Source organism: Aeribacillus sp. FSL K6-3256 (assembly GCF_037965805.1).
In the GTDB taxonomy this organism is placed as follows: Bacteria; Bacillota; Bacilli; order Bacillales; family Aeribacillaceae; genus Aeribacillus; species Aeribacillus composti.
In genome coordinates this window covers 2052785-2070806 of the sequence record NZ_CP150188.1, presented here as the reverse complement: position 1 = coordinate 2070806, position 18022 = coordinate 2052785, and the positions used below count along the sequence as shown (strand labels likewise).

Annotated in this window: 14 protein-coding genes; 8 read left to right on the top strand and 6 right to left on the bottom strand. The window is 35.7% G+C overall.

The window, feature by feature from the left end; all coding sequences use genetic code 11:
• Positions 1-2 precede the first annotated feature (2 nt).
• Positions 3-2012, top strand: coding sequence for a transketolase (tkt, locus tag NSQ84_RS09805; protein WP_339211871.1), 2010 nt, complete (start codon positions 3-5; stop codon positions 2010-2012).
• Positions 2013-2772: 760 nt separating this feature from the next.
• On the opposite strand, the gene NSQ84_RS09800 is transcribed toward tkt, so the two are convergent.
• Positions 2773-3195, bottom strand: a complete 423-nt coding sequence (locus tag NSQ84_RS09800) for a VOC family protein (protein WP_063388747.1) — start codon at positions 3193-3195, stop codon at positions 2773-2775.
• Positions 3196-5218: 2023 nt separating this feature from the next.
• Between NSQ84_RS09800 and NSQ84_RS09795 the strand changes: the two genes are divergently transcribed.
• Positions 5219-5698 (top strand): VanZ family protein, encoded by a 480-nt coding sequence (locus NSQ84_RS09795; protein WP_339211869.1) that lies wholly within the window; start codon positions 5219-5221, stop codon positions 5696-5698.
• Between the two features lie 297 nt (positions 5699-5995).
• On the opposite strand, the gene NSQ84_RS09790 is transcribed toward NSQ84_RS09795, so the two are convergent.
• Entirely contained in the window at positions 5996-6469 is a 474-nt protein-coding gene (locus tag NSQ84_RS09790; protein WP_339211867.1) for a hypothetical protein, read from the bottom strand.
• A gap of 384 nt (positions 6470-6853) precedes the next feature.
• Between NSQ84_RS09790 and NSQ84_RS09785 the strand changes: the two genes are divergently transcribed.
• On the top strand, positions 6854-7291 hold the full coding sequence (locus tag NSQ84_RS09785) for a hypothetical protein (protein ID WP_130157897.1): 438 nt from the start codon (positions 6854-6856) through the stop codon (positions 7289-7291).
• A 316-nt stretch (positions 7292-7607) separates the two neighbouring features.
• On the opposite strand, the gene NSQ84_RS09780 is transcribed toward NSQ84_RS09785, so the two are convergent.
• From NSQ84_RS09780 to NSQ84_RS09770, 3 genes are all read right to left on the bottom strand, one after another.
• The gene (locus tag NSQ84_RS09780; protein ID WP_063388204.1) at positions 7608-7793 is read right to left on the bottom strand and encodes a hypothetical protein; all 186 of its coding nucleotides are present in this window, start codon (positions 7791-7793) and stop codon (positions 7608-7610) included.
• Positions 7794-8694: 901 nt separating this feature from the next.
• A complete protein-coding gene (locus NSQ84_RS09775) occupies positions 8695-9441 on the bottom strand; it encodes an IclR family transcriptional regulator (protein WP_339211864.1) in 747 nt (248 codons plus the stop codon).
• A 26-nt stretch (positions 9442-9467) separates the two neighbouring features.
• Positions 9468-10241 (bottom strand): IclR family transcriptional regulator, encoded by a 774-nt coding sequence (locus tag NSQ84_RS09770; RefSeq protein WP_066247440.1) that lies wholly within the window; start codon positions 10239-10241, stop codon positions 9468-9470.
• A gap of 179 nt (positions 10242-10420) precedes the next feature.
• Between NSQ84_RS09770 and NSQ84_RS09765 the strand changes: the two genes are divergently transcribed.
• The 4 genes from NSQ84_RS09765 to accC all read left to right on the top strand — a co-directional run bounded on the left by NSQ84_RS09765 (position 10421) and on the right by accC (position 15446).
• Positions 10421-11743 carry an AMP-binding protein gene (locus NSQ84_RS09765; RefSeq protein WP_082829385.1) on the top strand — a complete coding sequence of 441 codons (1323 nt, stop codon included), beginning with the start codon at positions 10421-10423 and terminating at the stop codon, positions 11741-11743.
• A 111-nt stretch (positions 11744-11854) separates the two neighbouring features.
• Entirely contained in the window at positions 11855-13330 is a 1476-nt protein-coding gene (locus NSQ84_RS09760) for a hypothetical protein (RefSeq protein WP_066247442.1), read from the top strand.
• A 53-nt stretch (positions 13331-13383) separates the two neighbouring features.
• Positions 13384-13938, top strand: a complete 555-nt coding sequence (locus NSQ84_RS09755; protein ID WP_082829386.1) for a biotin/lipoyl-containing protein — start codon at positions 13384-13386, stop codon at positions 13936-13938.
• Between the two features lie 164 nt (positions 13939-14102).
• Entirely contained in the window at positions 14103-15446 is a 1344-nt protein-coding gene (gene accC, locus NSQ84_RS09750; protein ID WP_066247445.1) for an acetyl-CoA carboxylase biotin carboxylase subunit, read from the top strand.
• 558 nt (positions 15447-16004) lie between these two features.
• Here accC and NSQ84_RS09745 read toward each other — a convergent pair.
• The gene (locus NSQ84_RS09745; RefSeq protein WP_063388199.1) at positions 16005-16277 is read right to left on the bottom strand and encodes a DUF3986 family protein; all 273 of its coding nucleotides are present in this window, start codon (positions 16275-16277) and stop codon (positions 16005-16007) included.
• Positions 16278-16631: 354 nt separating this feature from the next.
• Between NSQ84_RS09745 and NSQ84_RS09740 the strand changes: the two genes are divergently transcribed.
• Positions 16632-17348: an alanyl-tRNA editing protein gene (locus NSQ84_RS09740; protein WP_066247449.1), complete on the top strand. Its 717-nt coding sequence runs from the start codon at positions 16632-16634 to the stop codon at positions 17346-17348.
• The last annotated feature ends 674 nt before the right edge of the window (positions 17349-18022 follow it).

Sequence of the window (18022 nt, the reverse complement as noted above, 5' to 3'; positions counted from 1 at the left end):
CAATGGTCAACACAGTTTCCATAGAACAATTATCCATTAATACAATTCGTACTTTGTCCATTGACATGATCGAAAAAGCCAACTCCGGACATCCCGGATTACCGATGGGGGCGGCTCCGTTGGCTTACGTTCTTTGGACGGAATTTATGAAACATATCCCGAAAAATTCAAAATGGTTCAATAGAGATCGCTTTGTTTTATCAGCAGGTCACGGTTCGGCACTTTTGTACAGTTTACTTCATCTTTCCGGTTATAACGTAACAATGGATGATTTGAAAAACTTCCGTCAATACGGTTCAAAAACACCGGGTCACCCCGAAGTGCATCATACAGACGGCGTGGAAGCAACAACAGGCCCATTGGGACAAGGAATTCGGATGGCTGTTGGAATGGCGATGGCAGAAAGATTTTTGACAAGTAAGTATAATAAAGAAGATTTGTCGGTTATTGATCATAATACATATGCCCTTGTCGGTGACGGCGACTTGATGGAAGGGATCTCTCACGAAGCCGCGTCGCTTGCCGGTCACTTAAAATTAGGCAAACTTATTGTTTTATATGATTCCAATGATATTTCCCTTGACGGTGACTTAAACCGCTCTTTTTCCGATCAAACGGCAAAACGTTTTGAAGCATACGGATGGCAAGTTTTACGAGTAGAAGACGGAAATGATACGAAAGAGATTTATGATGCGATTAAAAAAGCCCGGGAAAATACGGAACAACCGACATTAATTGAAGTAAAAACCGTGATCGGTTACGGTTCGCCGAATAAAGCCGGTAGGTCCAAAGTTCATGGTGCACCGTTAGGTAAAGAGGAAATACAATTAACGAAAAAATTTTACGGTTGGAATCATCCGGATTTCCATGTGCCGGAAGAAGTTTATGCAGATTTTCATAAGAAAATAGTTGAGCCGGGCAAAACTACTGAGGATGCTTGGAATCAATTGTTTACCACTTATAAAGAAAAGTACCCGGAACTTGCCGCAGAATTGGAAGCAGCAATAAACGGAGAGCTTCCGGCCGATTGGGATCAAAAATTGCCGGAATTTACACCAGGTTTTGATACTCTTGCAACACGTGTGTCTTCCGGAAAAGTGTTAAACGCCCTTGCGAAAAACGTACCATACCTATTTGGCGGCAGTGCGGACCTTGCAGAATCAAACAAAACTTACTTAAACGGAGAAGGTGACTTTTCTGCCGAAAATTATGCCGGACGGAACATTTGGTTTGGTGTTCGCGAATTCGGTATGGGTGCGGTATTAAATGGAATGGCACTTCACGGCGGGGTGAAAGTGTACGGAGGAACATTCTTAGTATTCAGTGACTATTTAAAACCGGCCATTCGTTTGGCAGCTCTTATGAACGTACCGGTTACGTATGTGTTTACCCATGATTCCATTGCTGTCGGTGAAGACGGTCCGACTCATGAACCGATTGAACAATTAGCCGGATTGCGTTCCATTCCAAATCTTTTGGTTATACGCCCTGCAGACGGTAACGAAGTCCAAGCGGCATGGCGCCTTGCCCTTGAAAGTAAAGATCAGCCAACCGCATTAATTTTAACAAGACAAAACTTGCCGACATTGAAAGGTACGCAAGAGCTTGCTTATGAAGGGGTAAAACGCGGTGCTTACGTAATAAGTAAAGGAGAAAAAGAAGTACCTGATGCATTGTTGATTGCGACTGGTTCTGAAGTGCAGCTGGCTGTCCACGCACAAAAAGCATTGAAAGAAAAAGGAATTGAAGTTAATGTGATCAGTATGCCGTCTTGGGATCGATTTGAAAAACAAGATGAGACTTATAAAAATGAAGTGTTACCAACAACGATAAAAGCAAGAGTCGCAATTGAAATGGCTTCTCCGCTCGGGTGGAAAAAATATGTCGGCGACCACGGCATCGTAATGGCAATCGACACATTTGGTGCATCCGGAAACGGCAATAAAATCATTGAAGAATACGGCTTTACGGTTGAAAATGTTGTTAATCAAGTTGAGCGGTTAGTAAAATAAATGTAGAAATTTTATGGCAAAAGAGTCGGACGGATGTCCGATTCCTTTTTTTGTGCGCTAGGGTAAAAGTCCTAATCTGTGATAGTAGAAGTAGCGGTTAGCTTAACTCAAGGATCTGAACGGAAGATGTTTGTAGTGATAAGGAATTTGCAGGAAACGAGCGACGCTCTGGAAATAAGCCGAGCGACGGTTATGGGAATATTAGGTATCTAGGATAATATAAAAATCATAATAATGAGATGGGAAAGAGCGAGAGTAAGTACTATCGTTTAAAAGCAAGGGCATTTTTATAAGCTTGCCTTTGCTCAGCGAATCGAGGTGTACAAGTCATGAATTTTGAGTAGTTGATATTTAACCATTTATCGCTTGCCATAACATTAAAAATACATCGGTGTCAACCAGGACTTAATGGATCGGGCCAGATGAATAAATCGGTCTTTTCTGTCAGTATTGTTCAACTATTGAACACGATAGTTGAAGTAAAATTATCACAATCTTTTTAAATCTTACCGTTTGAACAAGTACCTTTTCTTCTTTTACTCTTTTGTTTAGTAAAAAGTCTAAAAAACAATTGAAAGAGGAAGAAGCAGTTAGTTGAGTAAAATAAGAATTGAAAATAAAAAAGCACCCATTTATGCATAAGTTAAATGGTGCTTCCAAGTATTTGAAATATAAGTTAATTTCAACAATTGTTCTTTAATCGTTTATAGTAAGAAAATAAAGAATAGAATAGGGGGATGTATCTTCCAAAGTACAAAAATTATTCTACTATTGTTGAAATCTGCCAGGTTATGCCGAATTTATCTCTAACTTGTCCATATGATGGACTCCAGTGAGTTTCTTGAAGTGGCATGATTACTTCGCCACCTTCCTGAAGTTTTCCAAATACTTCTTTTGATTTTTCTACATCATTTAAAGTGATCGCTACTTCAACTTGTGAACCAAGTTGGTATGGTTGACCTGGAAATGTATCAGATAGCATAAGAAACGTATTTCCGACTCTTAATTGTGCATGTATTACTCGATCTTTTGCTTCAGCAGGAAGAGCGAATTCTGGGTTTTCAGGCAATTCACCGTAAGTTTGAACTCCCAGAACTTCTGCATCCAGTGCATTTTCATAAAATTTCACTGCTTCTTTCCCATTACCATCCATTCTTAAATAAGCATGAACTCCTAAAATCATAAAACACACCTCTTTTTTTCAATTTTTCATCATAATCACCAACAAGAACATATATTCGTAATAATATCACATATTGCATGTGTATGGAAGCACCAGATTAAAACAGAGTCAGTCAAGACTTTGTGGGAACTTTTTTGATTCGCTGAAAACAGATGTAAGTCATAGGTTAGCGAACCATTTTTTTGAATTTCATCCGTGAGCGCTTTCGGACTCTCATCCCTTGCCATGACGGACGAATATGTGGTAGCTAACATTATTGCCAAGTTTTCGAAAGTGCTTTCTTCTTTTTTGCCAAAATCACAAAAAGTGGTGATGAATCAAATTTTTTAAGGGGATCATTTTAATTGAAAAACATTTTATTCGTTGTTTTATTAGTATTCTTGGGGGATGCAGTACGAGCAACAAGGATGTAACGGCTGATGCTGATGAATCATCATCCACTTCTCTTAAGGTAGCTGAGGAAGAAGAGGGAAAAGAGGTTATTGAAAACAATGATGGTGAAAAGCAAAAAAATGACTCTAAACGGAAAGCGATGTAAAAGAAAATGTAACTGAGGAAAGTGATGATCAAGAAAAAGGGGAAGAAGTTTTAAAAGAAAATGTAACTAATGAAACGAATGAGAAAGAAAAGGAACCAGAAATGCAGTTCAAAATGAGAAAGCAACAAAAGAAAATAGTGAAAAAGAAGAAAGACAAGAGGAGAAACCTTTAAAAAAGTTGAAAACCAAATTGATAACGATTTTATAAAGAATAACTTAAAGATAGGGATGACTCAAGAAAAAGTAAAGAATTTATTAGGGGAACCAAAAGCTATTGGTACTAGTGCTTTGGAAAGTCATAAAGTATGGAGACATGGTTATGTAACCAAAGAAGGCTATGTTTTTGGGGAACAGAAGGATTTTCAAGAAATGGGGATTCGATACGGTGGATGAAAAAGGTCTAAAAAATGGAGATTTGCGAATGGAATTTGTTCATATTATGGACAGATGAAGGAATTATAAATTATTTTTCTAACTTATTATATTGATGAAAACAATAAACGCAAGGAATATCGTGTGTTTGAGGACGGAACAGTTAAGCAAACAGAACTTTAAATTTAGTAAAGATAAAAATAATAGAAGAATTTTACTTAGTTCTTCCAATATTTTTGGAATGAAAGTTAAAACTATAAAAAGCATTGATATTTATAAATATATAAGGATTTTCTTTTGAAAAGCAAAAATAAAAGCAAGTACAGAATCAACACTAAAGTACACTCTTGGGAACAAGAACACACAATATTAATACTGAAATAACAACATGTTTATTGTGTTTTTGGCATTAAAAAAATGTGGTTGCATTTGGACGACCACACTTTTTTTATTTTGCACAATGATTAGTCCAACAAATGAAAAACAGGATTTGAAATTATAGATATACCAATATGAACACTCTTTCGGGTGTTTTTCTTTTTTGGGCAGGAAATCGACACATTTTGTCGAATTGAGTAGACCAAAAGGAGGTTGGTTTAAAATGAAAAAGTTTTTTCAATGTGCCAAAGATCAAGCAATCTGGATTTATTCAGGTATAGCCTGTGCTGTGTTGATCTTATTTCTAAAATAGAATTTAAAACAATAGTATCCTTCGGGGTGCCTTTTTATTTGGAGGAATGACGAACTGTATATATTTGTATCCTTCGTAGGAAGTATCATTAAGATTTTGAGAGTTATTGGATTAGCTTTCACAAATTGTATTTTTTGTATTCCTTGAAAGATGGAACGGAACGTTTTAACGATTATATTGAGAGCTTGTTGAAGAAAGAGATGGACAGAGACTAGTCAATGCATACGGAAGGTTGGCTTTATCTAGCTAGTATTATGTTTGTTTTCAAGGAAAATAGTCGGCTGGCATATAGACTGTTCCATGAAAAAGGAGCTACAGATTAACTAAATTTGTGATTTAACATTATATCTTATTCAATTAACGTGGCGGGATAGTTTAAGAGCTAACATTAAAAATACGAAGAAAGACAGGATGAGCTGTAAATGGAAAAAGTAATAAAGGTAATTTTTAGTATTAGTTTCATATTTTATTTATTAGCACTGGTAATGCTGTTATTTGTAGGAGTTATGTTTGTGGGAATTAGAGGTCATATATGGACAGACTTATCGTTAATAGAATATTTAAGGAGTTCTTCAAATTTCGTTCCATTTAAAACTATTAGTACATATATTACGGCAATGTTTGACGGAAGTTTGAATATAAGTATACCTATAAAAAACCTCTTTGGTAACTTAATTATGTTTTTACCAATGGGAATTTACCTACCTTACTATATTAAAAAGATAAACAAGGTAGGTGGATTTACGTTCTCGATGATTATATTGTTATTTGTTATTGAAGTAACACAATTAGTTACAAGAAGAGGAAGTTTTGATATTGATGATTTTATACTTAATATGGTAGGTGCTTTGATAGGTTTTGGTATTTGGAAAACAAAAATAGTTCAGAGGTTACTTAAATAGATGTCTCTTACTCTTCAACTAAAGGGGGCTTTAGGTGAATAAGACTAAACTACGATATATAACTTCCAGATAATTGGAAGTTCTGCTTTTTTATATAAAATCAACATTAAACTTTAACATAGCCATTTTTAAAAGGCCACCAAACGATAGCGCGGTAGCTGCGAAAAAAAATTTATAAATTTTTGTGTCTACTTTATTGACCTAATATCAAATCTCCAGTGAATAGTTGTAAAAATATATAAAGAAAAAACGCCTCTCTCATCATTTTTCCAGCACCTCGTATCAAATGTAATTATCTCAATTTTTTACTATAAATTTAGAAAGCCGTTTTGCGCCAACATATACTGCGTGAATAGATAAATACCCGAAAAACAAAAATAGGGAAACATAAAGACGACCTTTTTCTGTCATTACAATTTCATTAGATAGAAGAGAATAAATGAACACATACAAATAGAAAAAGGCGAGCATGAGAAGAGCTTCGGAAATATAACCAAGAATTCCTTTTGCACGGTTTAACACGGCGGAAAATATCATATCCATGATCACTGTAATAAAGAGAGTAGTTACAAAAAATTTGAGAACAATTTTTATAGAAGATAGGGTTCCCGATGCATGAATATGAACATCGTTTGTCCATGAAATAAGATGCATTACAAAATAAAAAACAAGAAAAGGAAAAGAAATAATGGCTAAGCACATGAAAGATACAACTGTTTTAGCAAAGATGTGATCTGCCAAAGAATATTTGCTTCTATCTTTCTTTTTCATAATATGAAAAATTCCTCTCTAATTTATTTATTAGAAACGGGAATCGATTTTCCAGATGTTGATTTAACAAAATTAGAAGAAAGTTCGCAAATGCCTCCGTATCAAAACTGGAGGAAATATTAAATTCTTCATAATTAGGACGTTCTACTTGAAGGGTTCAGTTGCTGCTGCAATTAGAGAGTGGCTAAGAGCACTATAGTTGCAAAACCGCATGTAACGAAAGTATGAAAAGCTGTAAAAAGGTATAAAATTATGAAAAAAATATTGGTACTAAGACAACGATTTTTGTTTTAAATTATAAAGAAGGAAATAAGCGGACAACTAAAATTAGAAAGCATCATATTAATCCCAAATGGGGAGACAAAAAAATAGAGGTGCTTGCTTATGATACAATATAAATTTGACATTGAGAAAAACCGTTCGAAAGAGATATTGGAAAATATTATAAATCAATTGTTTCCTCAAAAAAGAATAATCTATGCAATGATTCCTGATTACTACGATGACTTCCTTTTAGAGCTTTCTCCAAAGTTTGTAACAATCAAAAACATTTTGGATGAAAAATATTCCTTTCCGAAAACAGAATACATATTAGGTTATGCAGAGGCTGAAGACTTGTCCTTAGTTTATGAATTTTATGAGCGAGCCAGCGTTATTCCATTTGTTGTTGCAAGTCAAGATATTCCATTCTCCGCTGGCAGAGAAATTGTTGATTTCGAAAAATTTTATGGTTACTTTAAAACGAATCTTATTTCTCACTTGACGATAGGTTATGATCAAAAGTTTTTAACCTTTTACAAAAATGAACCTTTACAGCATTAAAATTTTATCTAGCTTTAAAAGCACACTAATCCAAGATGAACTGCTTCCTTTCAAACAGAACGTGGAAACAATCAGCGGTCTCGATCCTAAACTTCGAATGACTAAGACCATAAAGGGATCGACTGCATTAAGATTGGAGTCGCTAGTCTTGATCCGCAGGACTAAGGCCGTTTAATCATTTTTGATAACGATGGTTATGGTAAATTTGATTTATTCGTCAACTAAATTTTTTCACATTTGATGCTAGTCAAAAAATGTAAATGGAAACAGAGATTCGAGGTGTCCAAATCGGCCAACAAGCAGCCGATATAAATTATCAGACTGGATCTTTATTTCTTTTGCCATTTACAAACGCCCAAACTGAACCAGAAACAATAGACAGAATTCCAATAAATAAAGAACATTTTTGAAGAATATCGTTACTCTGTTCCGTTGTCAGACATATTAGAAGCAAAGAAAAACCTATAAGAAATTGAGAAATCACCATATTATCTATTTTCAAATGAAACACCTCCCAAGAAAATAATACCATATTTTATGGTGTTTTAGTGCATACATGAAAAAGTGATTTGAAGAATTTACGAAACAAAATTGTGTTAAATGAAAAGTATTTAAAAATGCTTTTTTCCATTTTAGAAATGAGTTAAAAGTAATTGCTTACTTTATTAAGGAGTTTGGATTCTTAAAATAAATCGAATTGTAAATATGGCTATTGTAAAAATTGATCGTGAATTATCAGCTTTCTTCCATGGAGAAATCAAGTTTTTCTTGAAAGCATATGAAGAGTAGTAGCACAGACTCCGGCCAATGTCTGTGTTACTTTAGTAGATGTGGAGAAAAGGTCTTAACAGTCCTAAAACATGAGTTCTTACAAAAAGCTGGCTTCCTACCATTGTCCTTGCCAGAATCAGTTTCAATGTTGGACCCGGCTGATGCTTGCTGTTTTCAGGATGTCGTAATGTCACAATTCCCAATTCAACATGTCCTTATCGAGTTCCGCAAAGAAAATCTGCAAAACGACGATTGCCCTTGATCTTAGCTAGTCGTTTTTGTTTTAGTATTTTTTAAGCGTAACCTTCTTTTTATTTGGTCAAAGAAATCAATCGTCTTGTTCTTTTATTTTTTTGCGACTTGCCTGTCTCTAGATGTTGTTCAGCTTCTTTTTCAGTTGTGTTGATTCCTGATGATGTTGCAGCGTTTCATATGATTCAACATCATCACATCAAATATAAAATGAAGGGTATCTTTGCAAGTCATCACCAAAGAGACAGGACATACCTTTCAAACGCTTAAAACATACCGATAAAAGAGATGGACATCAACTATCCCAGTTAAGAAGCATCCTTTGAATAGTACCGCTATCTAACTAATGATTCTAGAAAGGATTGGAGCCATTTTGAACGTTACGAGTTAAGCCGAATTTTCTCGCAAACTTTCATGAATTCTTTTGCCCTTTGCTCAATCGTTCGCAATAGTTTTGCATCATTTGGATATATCAATTCAATAGCAGCAATAATATGACCGCTTGTGTTTTTCAAAGGAGCGGCGACAGTGATGAAATCTTGATAATGTTCATCCGCTGAAATTGCATATCCATTAGTTTTTACATGTTTGAGTTCAACTAAAAAGTCCTCAATATTTGAAAAAGCGGTAGCAGTTAAAAGATATTGTTCGGAATAATTGATAATTTCCTCTTCAGATAGTTGCGACAATAAAATTTTTCCAGCACTTGTATAGTGTAAAGGTACCTTTCTTTCTATGTACGTCACATACCCCATGATAAGATGTTCGTAGTCTGTTTTATTAATATAGTAAATGTGTTCGCGGTGCATCACACCAATTTGAACCGTTGCTTTAAATTGAGAAGATAATTTCTTAAGTAAATAGGTAGAATTGCTGATAAGTTTTGTGTGGGCTGTCACAACAGAACTTAAGGAAAGAATGGACACACTTAATCGGTAGCTGTTCAATATGGAATCTTTTACAATAAAGCCTTCGTCTTCAAGATTTTTTACTAGCCGATGAGCAGTGCTGTAGGCGATTCCAAGTTGATCTGAAATTTCTCTAATGGAGTATTCACTTTTTTCCATGGTAAATAAATCGAGAATTCTTAAGGCATTTTCTAAAGAAGAGTAAGTTTTCTTTTTCATGTAATTTAGCAACTCCCGCCTAAAGATTAATTAAAATATCCGAGCATTTTCGAAAGCTTTTTGGCGGCTCGGATGACTTCTTGGGTAAAATAGGGAATATCCTCTTTGGTAATCCGATTACTTCTTCCTGTAACACTAATCGCTGCGATGACTTCATTTGTATAATCATAAACAGGAGCACCGATGCTAATCCCCTGGTAAAATTCATCAATACAAATAGCAAAACCTTGTTTTTGAATTTCCTTTAATTGAGTGATCAGTTCGTGAGCAGATGTAACGGTATTTTGTCCATAACGTACAATCCCGTTTTCTTCAATTTTTTTCACTAACTTTTCTCTTTTCTCCTCTTTTTGATAAGCTAACATGATTTTTCCGCAGGCTGTACAATAGGATGGATTTCTTTTCCCGATGTGTGAATTTAACCGGATCGGATGTTTGCTCTCAATTTTGTCTAAGTATGCGATATCAGTTCCTTCCAGGACTCCTAGATGAACGGCTTCATCCAATTTTTGAACGAGTTCTTCTAAAACGGGTCTGGCTTCTTTTCGAATTTCCATTGTTGTTGTAATGATTTCAGATAAATGGAGAAACATATAGCCTAGCCTATATCGTTTTGATTGAGAATCTCGCAAGATGTAGCCATAATCTTCAAGGGTCACCAATAACCTTTTGGTCGTGCTAATGTTTAAATGAAGCTGTTTCGAAATCTCTGATAGTTTCCATTCAGGATTCTCCTTCGTAAATAGTTTTAGAATGTTCATGGCATTTTTGATTGTGTGAATCGAATAGGTTTCATTCATACGCTTCCTCCAAAACTTTTGAAATTATCATATAGCGAGAATCTATATTTTTATACAACTATTTTTTTGATAAATGTCATATAGCGGGAATGTATACTTTTATTTAACTGTTTTTTATTATAACATCAAATCGAAAAATTCAATAAAAACAAAATATTCATAATTTAGGGAGGACAAAAATGATTCTGAAATTTGAAAACGCATTCAACGAACCTTATGTGGAATTGAAGGATTTTCAAGAAATAAAACTGAGGAAACAAATAAAGTATGTGTATGAAAATTCCCCATTTTATAGAGAAAAATTTAGACAAGCAGGAATTTCGCCTGATGATATTCAAACGATCAGGGATTTAGAGAAAGTACCTTTTACAACAAAGGATGAGATAAGGGAGAGCCAAAAAATTCAGCCGCCTCTAGGGTTGCACGCGGCCGCTTCTTTAGAAGATGTCATTCGGGTGCATTCTTCATCAGGAACAACAGGGAAGCCAACATATGTTGGGATCACAAGGCATGATTGGGATGTATGGACAGAAATTCTTGCAAGGGTATTGAAGACCCACGGGATTGGAAGAGACAGTCGAATCGTTTTTGCCATGGGACTTACTTTTTTCGTTGGAAGTTCAATGAAAGACGGTATTGAACGATTAGGTGCAACATTTATTCCTATTGGTACCGGCGCTTCTGAACGCGTAGTTCAAAGCATTCAAGATTTTCAGGCGGATGTTCTATTTTGCACCCCTTCCTATGCAAGCTATTTAGCAGAATATGTACGGGACCATTTTCATATGGAGCCAAAAGATCTTGGCATAAAAATTATGTCTGTAGGAGGCGAACCGGGAGGTGGTCTGCCGGAAGTAAGAAGAAAAATAGAGCAAGACTGGGGATGTAAAGTTTTAGAGGCAATGGGAAATGCAGATATGGCTCCTGTCTTGTTTAGCGAGTGTCCGGAACAGGATGGAATGCATTTTATAGGCTCAGACTTTGTTATTTGCGAAATCATTGACCCGAAAACGGGTAAAACGATTCCAATAGCTGATGGAGTAGAAGGGGAACTCGTTTATACAGCGATCGATCGCGAATGCTGTCCGCTCGTTCGCTTCCGCACGAGAGATTTAATTCGGGTTAAAACAGGTGAATGTAAATGCGGCAGAAAAAGTTTCAGAATCAGATGCATCGGACGAACTGATGACATGCTTATTGTAAGAGGTGTCAATGTTTTTCCATCAGCTATTAAAGATGTGGTCAGCAGCTTCCGTCCACAAGTAACGGGAGAAATTCGAATCTTGTTAAAACAAAAACCGCCGTTAGTACATCCTCCTTTACCCATTCAAGTGGAGGTTGAAGACGGGTTAACCGAAAGTGAGCAATCGGCATTGAAAAAAGAGATAGAGAGTACTCTTCGTTCGAAACTGATTTTTACCTCTGATGTTCAACTTGTTCCAAAAGGAACATTACCAAGGTTTGAAATGAAAGCGAAATTAGTTCAAGAAATAAATGTGTAAAAAATTTTTCTATATTAATACTGACTATTTGTTAATAAGATTCATAGAATTTTCATATAGCGAGAAATGTTACTTTTATAAGAAATTTTAAAAAATTTATGGAGGGATAAAATGAATTTGCAATTTGTTGATACAACGTTTCGCGATGGATCCCAAAGTTTGTGGGCAGCCGGAATGCGTACAGGAATGATGGAAGCGGTTGCAGAAGATATTGGAAATGCTGGCTTTCGCGTTGTTGAAGTACCCGTTATGCCGATTAATTTCAAAAAGATGATAAGAGATTTAAAAGAAGATCCTTGGAAATTGGTTCGTATGTTGGCGGAAAAAATGCCAAATGTAACAAAAGGTACTATGGGGGAACCGGCCATTTTTCCCTTTGAGATTATAAACGCCCCTGTTGAAGTTGTGAAACTGTTTTATAAGCGGATTGTGGAAACGGGAGTATTAAACAGGGTACAAATTATGGCAAATATTTTCGGGAATGTAGACAAACTTTATCCATGGTATCTTCCGTTTTTAAGAAGTTTAAACTTAGAAGTTGTTCTAGCTCTTTCTTATACTGTTTCACCACGGCATACGGATGAGTATTATGCCGAGAAAACCCGTGAGTTAGCTGCAATGAAACCGGATGTTATTTATTTAAAAGACCAAGGAGGTCTTTTAACACCAGATAGAATCAAAACGTTGATGCCGGTGATTTTGGAAAACGCGGGCGGCATTCCTGTTGAACTCCATTCCCATTGTACAACGGGATTAGCCGAAGCGGTGTATATGGAAGCGGTTAAACTTGGCGTTCGGACCCTTCATACTGCCATTCCGCCGTTAGCGGACGGATCTTCTCAGCCATCCGTTTTCAATACAGTAAAAAATGCCGGATATTTAGGCCATCAAACAAGCTTAGATTTAGAAAGAATCCAGCGGGCTTCAGATAAATTAATGCAAATCGCGAAAGAAGAAAATCTGCCTATCGGACAACCGCTCTATTACGATTATTCCCAATATGTTTACCAAATTCCGGGCGGAGTGATATCAAACTTAAAACACCAATTAAAAGAATTAAAACTTGAAAACCGATTAGATGAAGTATTGGAAGAAACGGTGCGTGTTCGTGAAGATTTAGGCTATCCGGTGATGATTACTCCGTATTCTCAATTTGTTGTCAGTCAAGCTGCGATCAATGTTGCTACAGGCGAGCGCTACAAAGTAGTAATTGATGAAATTATTCAATTCGCTCAAGGAATATTTAGTGAAGACTCTGGTTACACTTGGATGGATCAAAATTTACGGGATAAGATTTTATCTTTGCCGAGAGCAAAACAGTTGTCAAAACCGTCAGATCGAGATGTACCTCTTCATAAAATAAGAGAGCAATTCGGCGGTCCTGATTTATCGGATGAAGAGTTTTTGCTTCGCTATATTATGAAAGGAACAAAAGAAATTGAAGAGATGCGTAAAGCAGGGCCTCATAAGACCTATTTTTCAGCGTCAACTCCATTAGTACAACTGCTAGATAAACTTAGTAAGCAGCAAGATATCACACATGTGCAAATACAAGGTTTTAACAGCTCTTTAGTTTTAACAAAATAAAAAAGTTTCGGATAGAACGCGGGTTTGTCAAAGAAAACGTAGGAGGGGAAAATATGAACAAAAAGGGATTGGAAATTTTAAGTGAAATGGATGTACAAAACCTCACGGCTCTTATTGAAAAATTAGAGGCTTCTTCTTTTAACTTTTTAAAGCTTGAAAATGAAGATTATAAAATTGTAATCGGTAAAAATGGTGTGATCGAATCAAGTGGGACTGAAAAACAAACTGTCCAAGTCGCTGCTGAAACTCCTGTAGAATCAAAAACACAAGAAATTCAGTACCAAGAGGCAGCTGCAACGGAAGAACAAGCTGTGATTGAGGAAGCACCTTCAAACACTTTAAAAGAAATACCTGCCATACAAGAAGGGATTGAAATTATTAAAGCGCCAATGGCCGGTTTGTTTTATGCTCAATCTGAACCAGGTGCTCCTCCGTATGTAAAAGTTGGCGACCAAGTTGAAGAAAAGACAACAGTTGGATTAATCGAAGTCATGAAGGTATACAGTGCAATTCATGCGGGAGTAAAAGGAGAAATTGTCGATATTCATGTTGAGGATGCACAACTAGTAGAATACGGCCAACCGTTATTTTCAGTTAAAGTCAAATAGACGTAAGCACCTCTTATCGTATTGGAAAAATATAAAATGGGTATCGCTTTTTAAGCTCAGAAATTAGAGGGATCGGTTTTATACCGATTTCTTCTCTTTACGTTGCTCTTTTTATGTTGGAAAACTTAATTTCTATTAAATGAAAGATAGAGGGTGCAGGCCAAATGAATATTAAAAAAATTTTCATTGTCAATAGAGGCGAGATAGCAGTTCGAATTATAAGATCTTGTAAAGTTTTAGGAATCGAAACAGTTCTTGCTGTTTCTGAAGCTGATATAGACAGTCTGCCAGCTCGATTAGCCGACAAAACCGTTTGCATCGGACCAGCTAATTCAACCAAAAGTTATTTAAACATTCCCGTGATCATTACAGCAGCGAAATCAGTTGGGGCAGATGCAATACATCCAGGGTATGGATTTTTATCGGAAGTAGCCGAACTTGCACAAAACTGTCAAGATCATGGTCTCATATTTATCGGTCCAAAACCGGAGCACATTTCGAAAATGGGAAACAAACTTGTCGCTAGATCAATCGCACAGCAATGCGGCGTCCCTGTTTTGCCCGGTTCCGAAAAAGTGGCATCCTTTGAGGAAGTAATTCAAACCATTGAAAAAATAGGTTTACCCATTATGTTAAAGGCTGCAGCTGGAGGAGGGGGCCGCGGTATGAAAATTATTACCGATTATGCCAATATTAAAACGGTTTTTGAATCAGCCTCAGCTGAAGCGAAAGCAGCTTTCGGTGATGGAACTATGTACGTTGAAAAATATATCCCTAACGCCCGGCATATTGAAGTGCAAATCCTTAGCGATCAACACGGAAATGTTATTCATCTTGGTGAAAGGGATTGTTCAACACAACGCCGGCATCAAAAATTAATTGAAGAAGCGCCCGCACCTAATATTTCTGAAAAGCTTCGCCAAGAGATCCGTGAAGCAGCAGTGAAGCTAGCAAAAAACATTTCCTATGAAAATGCAGGGACGGTTGAATTCATTGTGGATCAAGATGAACAAAAGTTTTATTTCCTTGAAATGAACACAAGAATTCAAGTTGAACACCCAGTGACTGAAGCTATTACAGGTGTTGATTTAGTACAGGAACAAATAAATATTGCACGTGGTGAAAAACTTCGCTTTACCCAATCAGATATTCGGTTTACTGGTCATGCAGTCGAATGCCGAATCAATGCGGAAGCACCGGAAGAAGGGTTTCGACCAAGTCCAGGATTAATTTCAAAATGGGAAATGCCGCAAGGACCTGGAGTGCGGATTGATACCCATTGTTACCAAGGCTATTCAGTGCCTTTGTTTTATGATTCCATGATCGCCAAAGTTATCGTCCATGGTTATGATCGAACACATGCCATGAAACGAATGCTTGTCGCATTAGATGAATTTACAGTTGAAGGGATTAAAACAACAATCCCATTTTTAAAAGAAGTTTTACAGGACGAAGAATTTGTTAGCGGAAATGTCAATACCCGTTTGCTTGAAAAAGTTATGAAGTAAACATGCAAGCAGAAATAGACAGGGCTGTTCAAAAATCGATGAAAGAGCAGTCCTGATTTTTTTTAACATAAGCAAATTGTCTATTTTACTTTTAAATAATAAAAGAGCAGTCCTGATTTTTTTTTAACATAAGCAAATTGTCTATTTTACTTTTAAATAATAAATGATGAAGGATTTAGATTTTACTTAGAATGTCTAGCAAAACATAACTTTATTTAACTTTCAAAAGAAGGCTATCGCAAAACTGTCGATTATCTCATTTTTGTCTTAATTTTATCGATCTGGTTATAAAAAGTCTCACAAACAGATTCCTATCTTTTTTATTCGCATATTTTTAAACTGTTTTAAAACTATGTCCCGTCTCTTTGGCGTTGGTATTAGAGACATCCCTTAATACAAATAGTTGATATGATGTTGTTGAATTATTGCAAGCATTTTTCTCTATTAACAGCCTTTTTTGTCCAATTAGAAGGCAGGGAAGAGGGAGATAACAATGATTTTTTATTTTGCAAGCTGCTAAATTTTTATTTTGTATTAAACAAAAATGTTCCGTATTTCTTATATAATATTATTTTCTTTTAACCATTTTTCAAAAAGTCTATTTCCAACTTTATAAGATAAATCATCTGCATCAACAGTAAAAAGCTTGTAACCATATTTTGTATGGAAATCATAGTTATCTAATATTTTTTTAACTAATGTTGTATCTTGTTCATTATCTAAAAAAATTACCCACTTATTTTCATTCTGAATTTTATATGCGACTGCTTCTAGATCAACATTGTTCTCATAATACCCTAAATGGAGATGCTGATTTGGATCAAAATTCACGTTTAGTCCCCCTATTCATTGATTTATCAAGTAACTGAAATCATAAAAAGTGATGTTTTTATTAGGAGATGCATCATGATCTTGTAAATGTGCTCCTTTTCCGATAATCCAATCTAGAGATAGGCTGTTTTAGTTTTTTTGTTACTAACCCCATTACAATGGCAATCAATCTAGTGAAAAAATTTTAAAGTTCAAGTCAAGTTCTTTCATTCCAGTATGCATTTTGCAATTCCTTTAAAATCCTATATTTCATCTCGATCCATCTCTGTGTCAATCATAATCAGATAAATCCCATTTGTTATAATAAATTAAGAGTACATAATATTTCCATAATTTTTAAAGGGGGATTTACAAATGACAAGAGAAGTTTTTTTAGAAGACAGTTATAAAAAAGAGCATCAGGCGGAAGTCATAGACATTAAAGAAAACAAAATTATTTTAGACGAGACAATTTTCTATCCTTCAGGCGGCGGCCAGCCTCATGATACAGGGATGATCAAACAAGGAAATGAAATATTTAAAGTGAATAAGGTTCAAAGAGAAAACGGACAAATTGTCCATTATGTAGACAATGCTGAAAAACTAAAGCAAGGTCCTGTAGAAATACTAATAGACTGGGATCGACGATATAAACTTATGCGTTACCATACTCTGCTACATGTATTAGCCGGTTATCTTTATAGCAAATTTGGGGCGTTGGCGACAGGGAATCAAATTTTTGAGGATCGGGCCAGAATAGATTTTCAATTTGAAGAACCATTAACAGATGAACAATTTAATGAGGTGGAAGAAGCAACAAACAAGTTAATCCAAGAAAATCATCATGTCTCAATACGAACCGTTAGCCGTGAAGAAGCTGAGAAAATTGATGGTTTTATTAAAACAGTTATTAATTTGCTGCCTCCTTCTATTCAAAATGTTCGCCTCGTTACTATTGGGGACATTGATGAACAGGCTTGTGGAGGAACACATGTAAAGGAAACAAAAGAAATAGGCTCTTTTCAAATTTCGAAAATCAAAAGTAAAGGGCAGAACAAAAAACGTTTAGAAGTTACTTTAAACACTATTTAACAAATTTACAAACAAACACATTATTTAGAAGTTTGCGCTGCACATATAAAATGTGCCTTCGTGACAGAAAAAGTGACGTGTTATGTTGGCTTCTTGGAAATTTTATCGAAATGGAGCGTCATTCCGATCCGGGGTGGCGTATTTTTTTTGCCATGAAGGGTTGAAGGAAGCTGTCAGATTATTGGTAAAAGTTAAGGAAGAGAAAATTTTGTGAAAAAACGATTTATGTTTCGCATTAAAAAATCAAGTGCAATTAATTGAGGAAAGAGAGTAAAGGAAGTGTTCAATACGGCTTTTCTGCAAAAAAACGGGAGTATAATAATCACGTCAAAAATACGGGATTGCTCTTATAATATAAGCTTTTCCATGCTTTTTGTCTGTTTGCGATGCTAAAGTGGAAGCAAATGACGACAAGGATCAGGATTTGTTGGCTAATCTTAACAGGATCAAAGTTAAAATCTTATTTATCCACTTCAAAAATTGAAACTGAAAGGTAACACCGTGAGCGAATTGGCGCAAAATTAGGCAGCACAATTACAAGTAAAATCATGAAACAGCTTCAACAAAATTTATGTTTAGTAAAACTTCAAGTGAACGGGTAGTAACAACTTCTAAATAAAGATAAAAAGCCATTCTCATTGTCGAGAAATGGTTTTGTTCTTGTAGATCTTTTC

Coding starts and splice junctions, on each gene's coding strand:
- tkt (WP_339211871.1), top strand. CDS start 3: ATGGTCAACACAGTTTCCATAGAACAATTATCCATTAATACAATTCGT.
- NSQ84_RS09800 (WP_063388747.1), bottom strand. CDS start 3,195: ATGATTTTAGGAGTTCATGCTTATTTAAGAATGGATGGTAATGGGAAA.
- NSQ84_RS09795 (WP_339211869.1), top strand. CDS start 5,219: ATGGAAAAAGTAATAAAGGTAATTTTTAGTATTAGTTTCATATTTTAT.
- NSQ84_RS09790 (WP_339211867.1), bottom strand. CDS start 6,469: ATGAAAAAGAAAGATAGAAGCAAATATTCTTTGGCAGATCACATCTTT.
- NSQ84_RS09785 (WP_130157897.1), top strand. CDS start 6,854: ATGATACAATATAAATTTGACATTGAGAAAAACCGTTCGAAAGAGATA.
- NSQ84_RS09775 (WP_339211864.1), bottom strand. CDS start 9,441: ATGAAAAAGAAAACTTACTCTTCTTTAGAAAATGCCTTAAGAATTCTC.
- NSQ84_RS09770 (WP_066247440.1), bottom strand. CDS start 10,241: ATGAATGAAACCTATTCGATTCACACAATCAAAAATGCCATGAACATT.
- NSQ84_RS09765 (WP_082829385.1), top strand. CDS start 10,421: ATGATTCTGAAATTTGAAAACGCATTCAACGAACCTTATGTGGAATTG.
- NSQ84_RS09760 (WP_066247442.1), top strand. CDS start 11,855: ATGAATTTGCAATTTGTTGATACAACGTTTCGCGATGGATCCCAAAGT.
- NSQ84_RS09755 (WP_082829386.1), top strand. CDS start 13,384: ATGAACAAAAAGGGATTGGAAATTTTAAGTGAAATGGATGTACAAAAC.
- accC (WP_066247445.1), top strand. CDS start 14,103: ATGAATATTAAAAAAATTTTCATTGTCAATAGAGGCGAGATAGCAGTT.
- NSQ84_RS09740 (WP_066247449.1), top strand. CDS start 16,632: ATGACAAGAGAAGTTTTTTTAGAAGACAGTTATAAAAAAGAGCATCAG.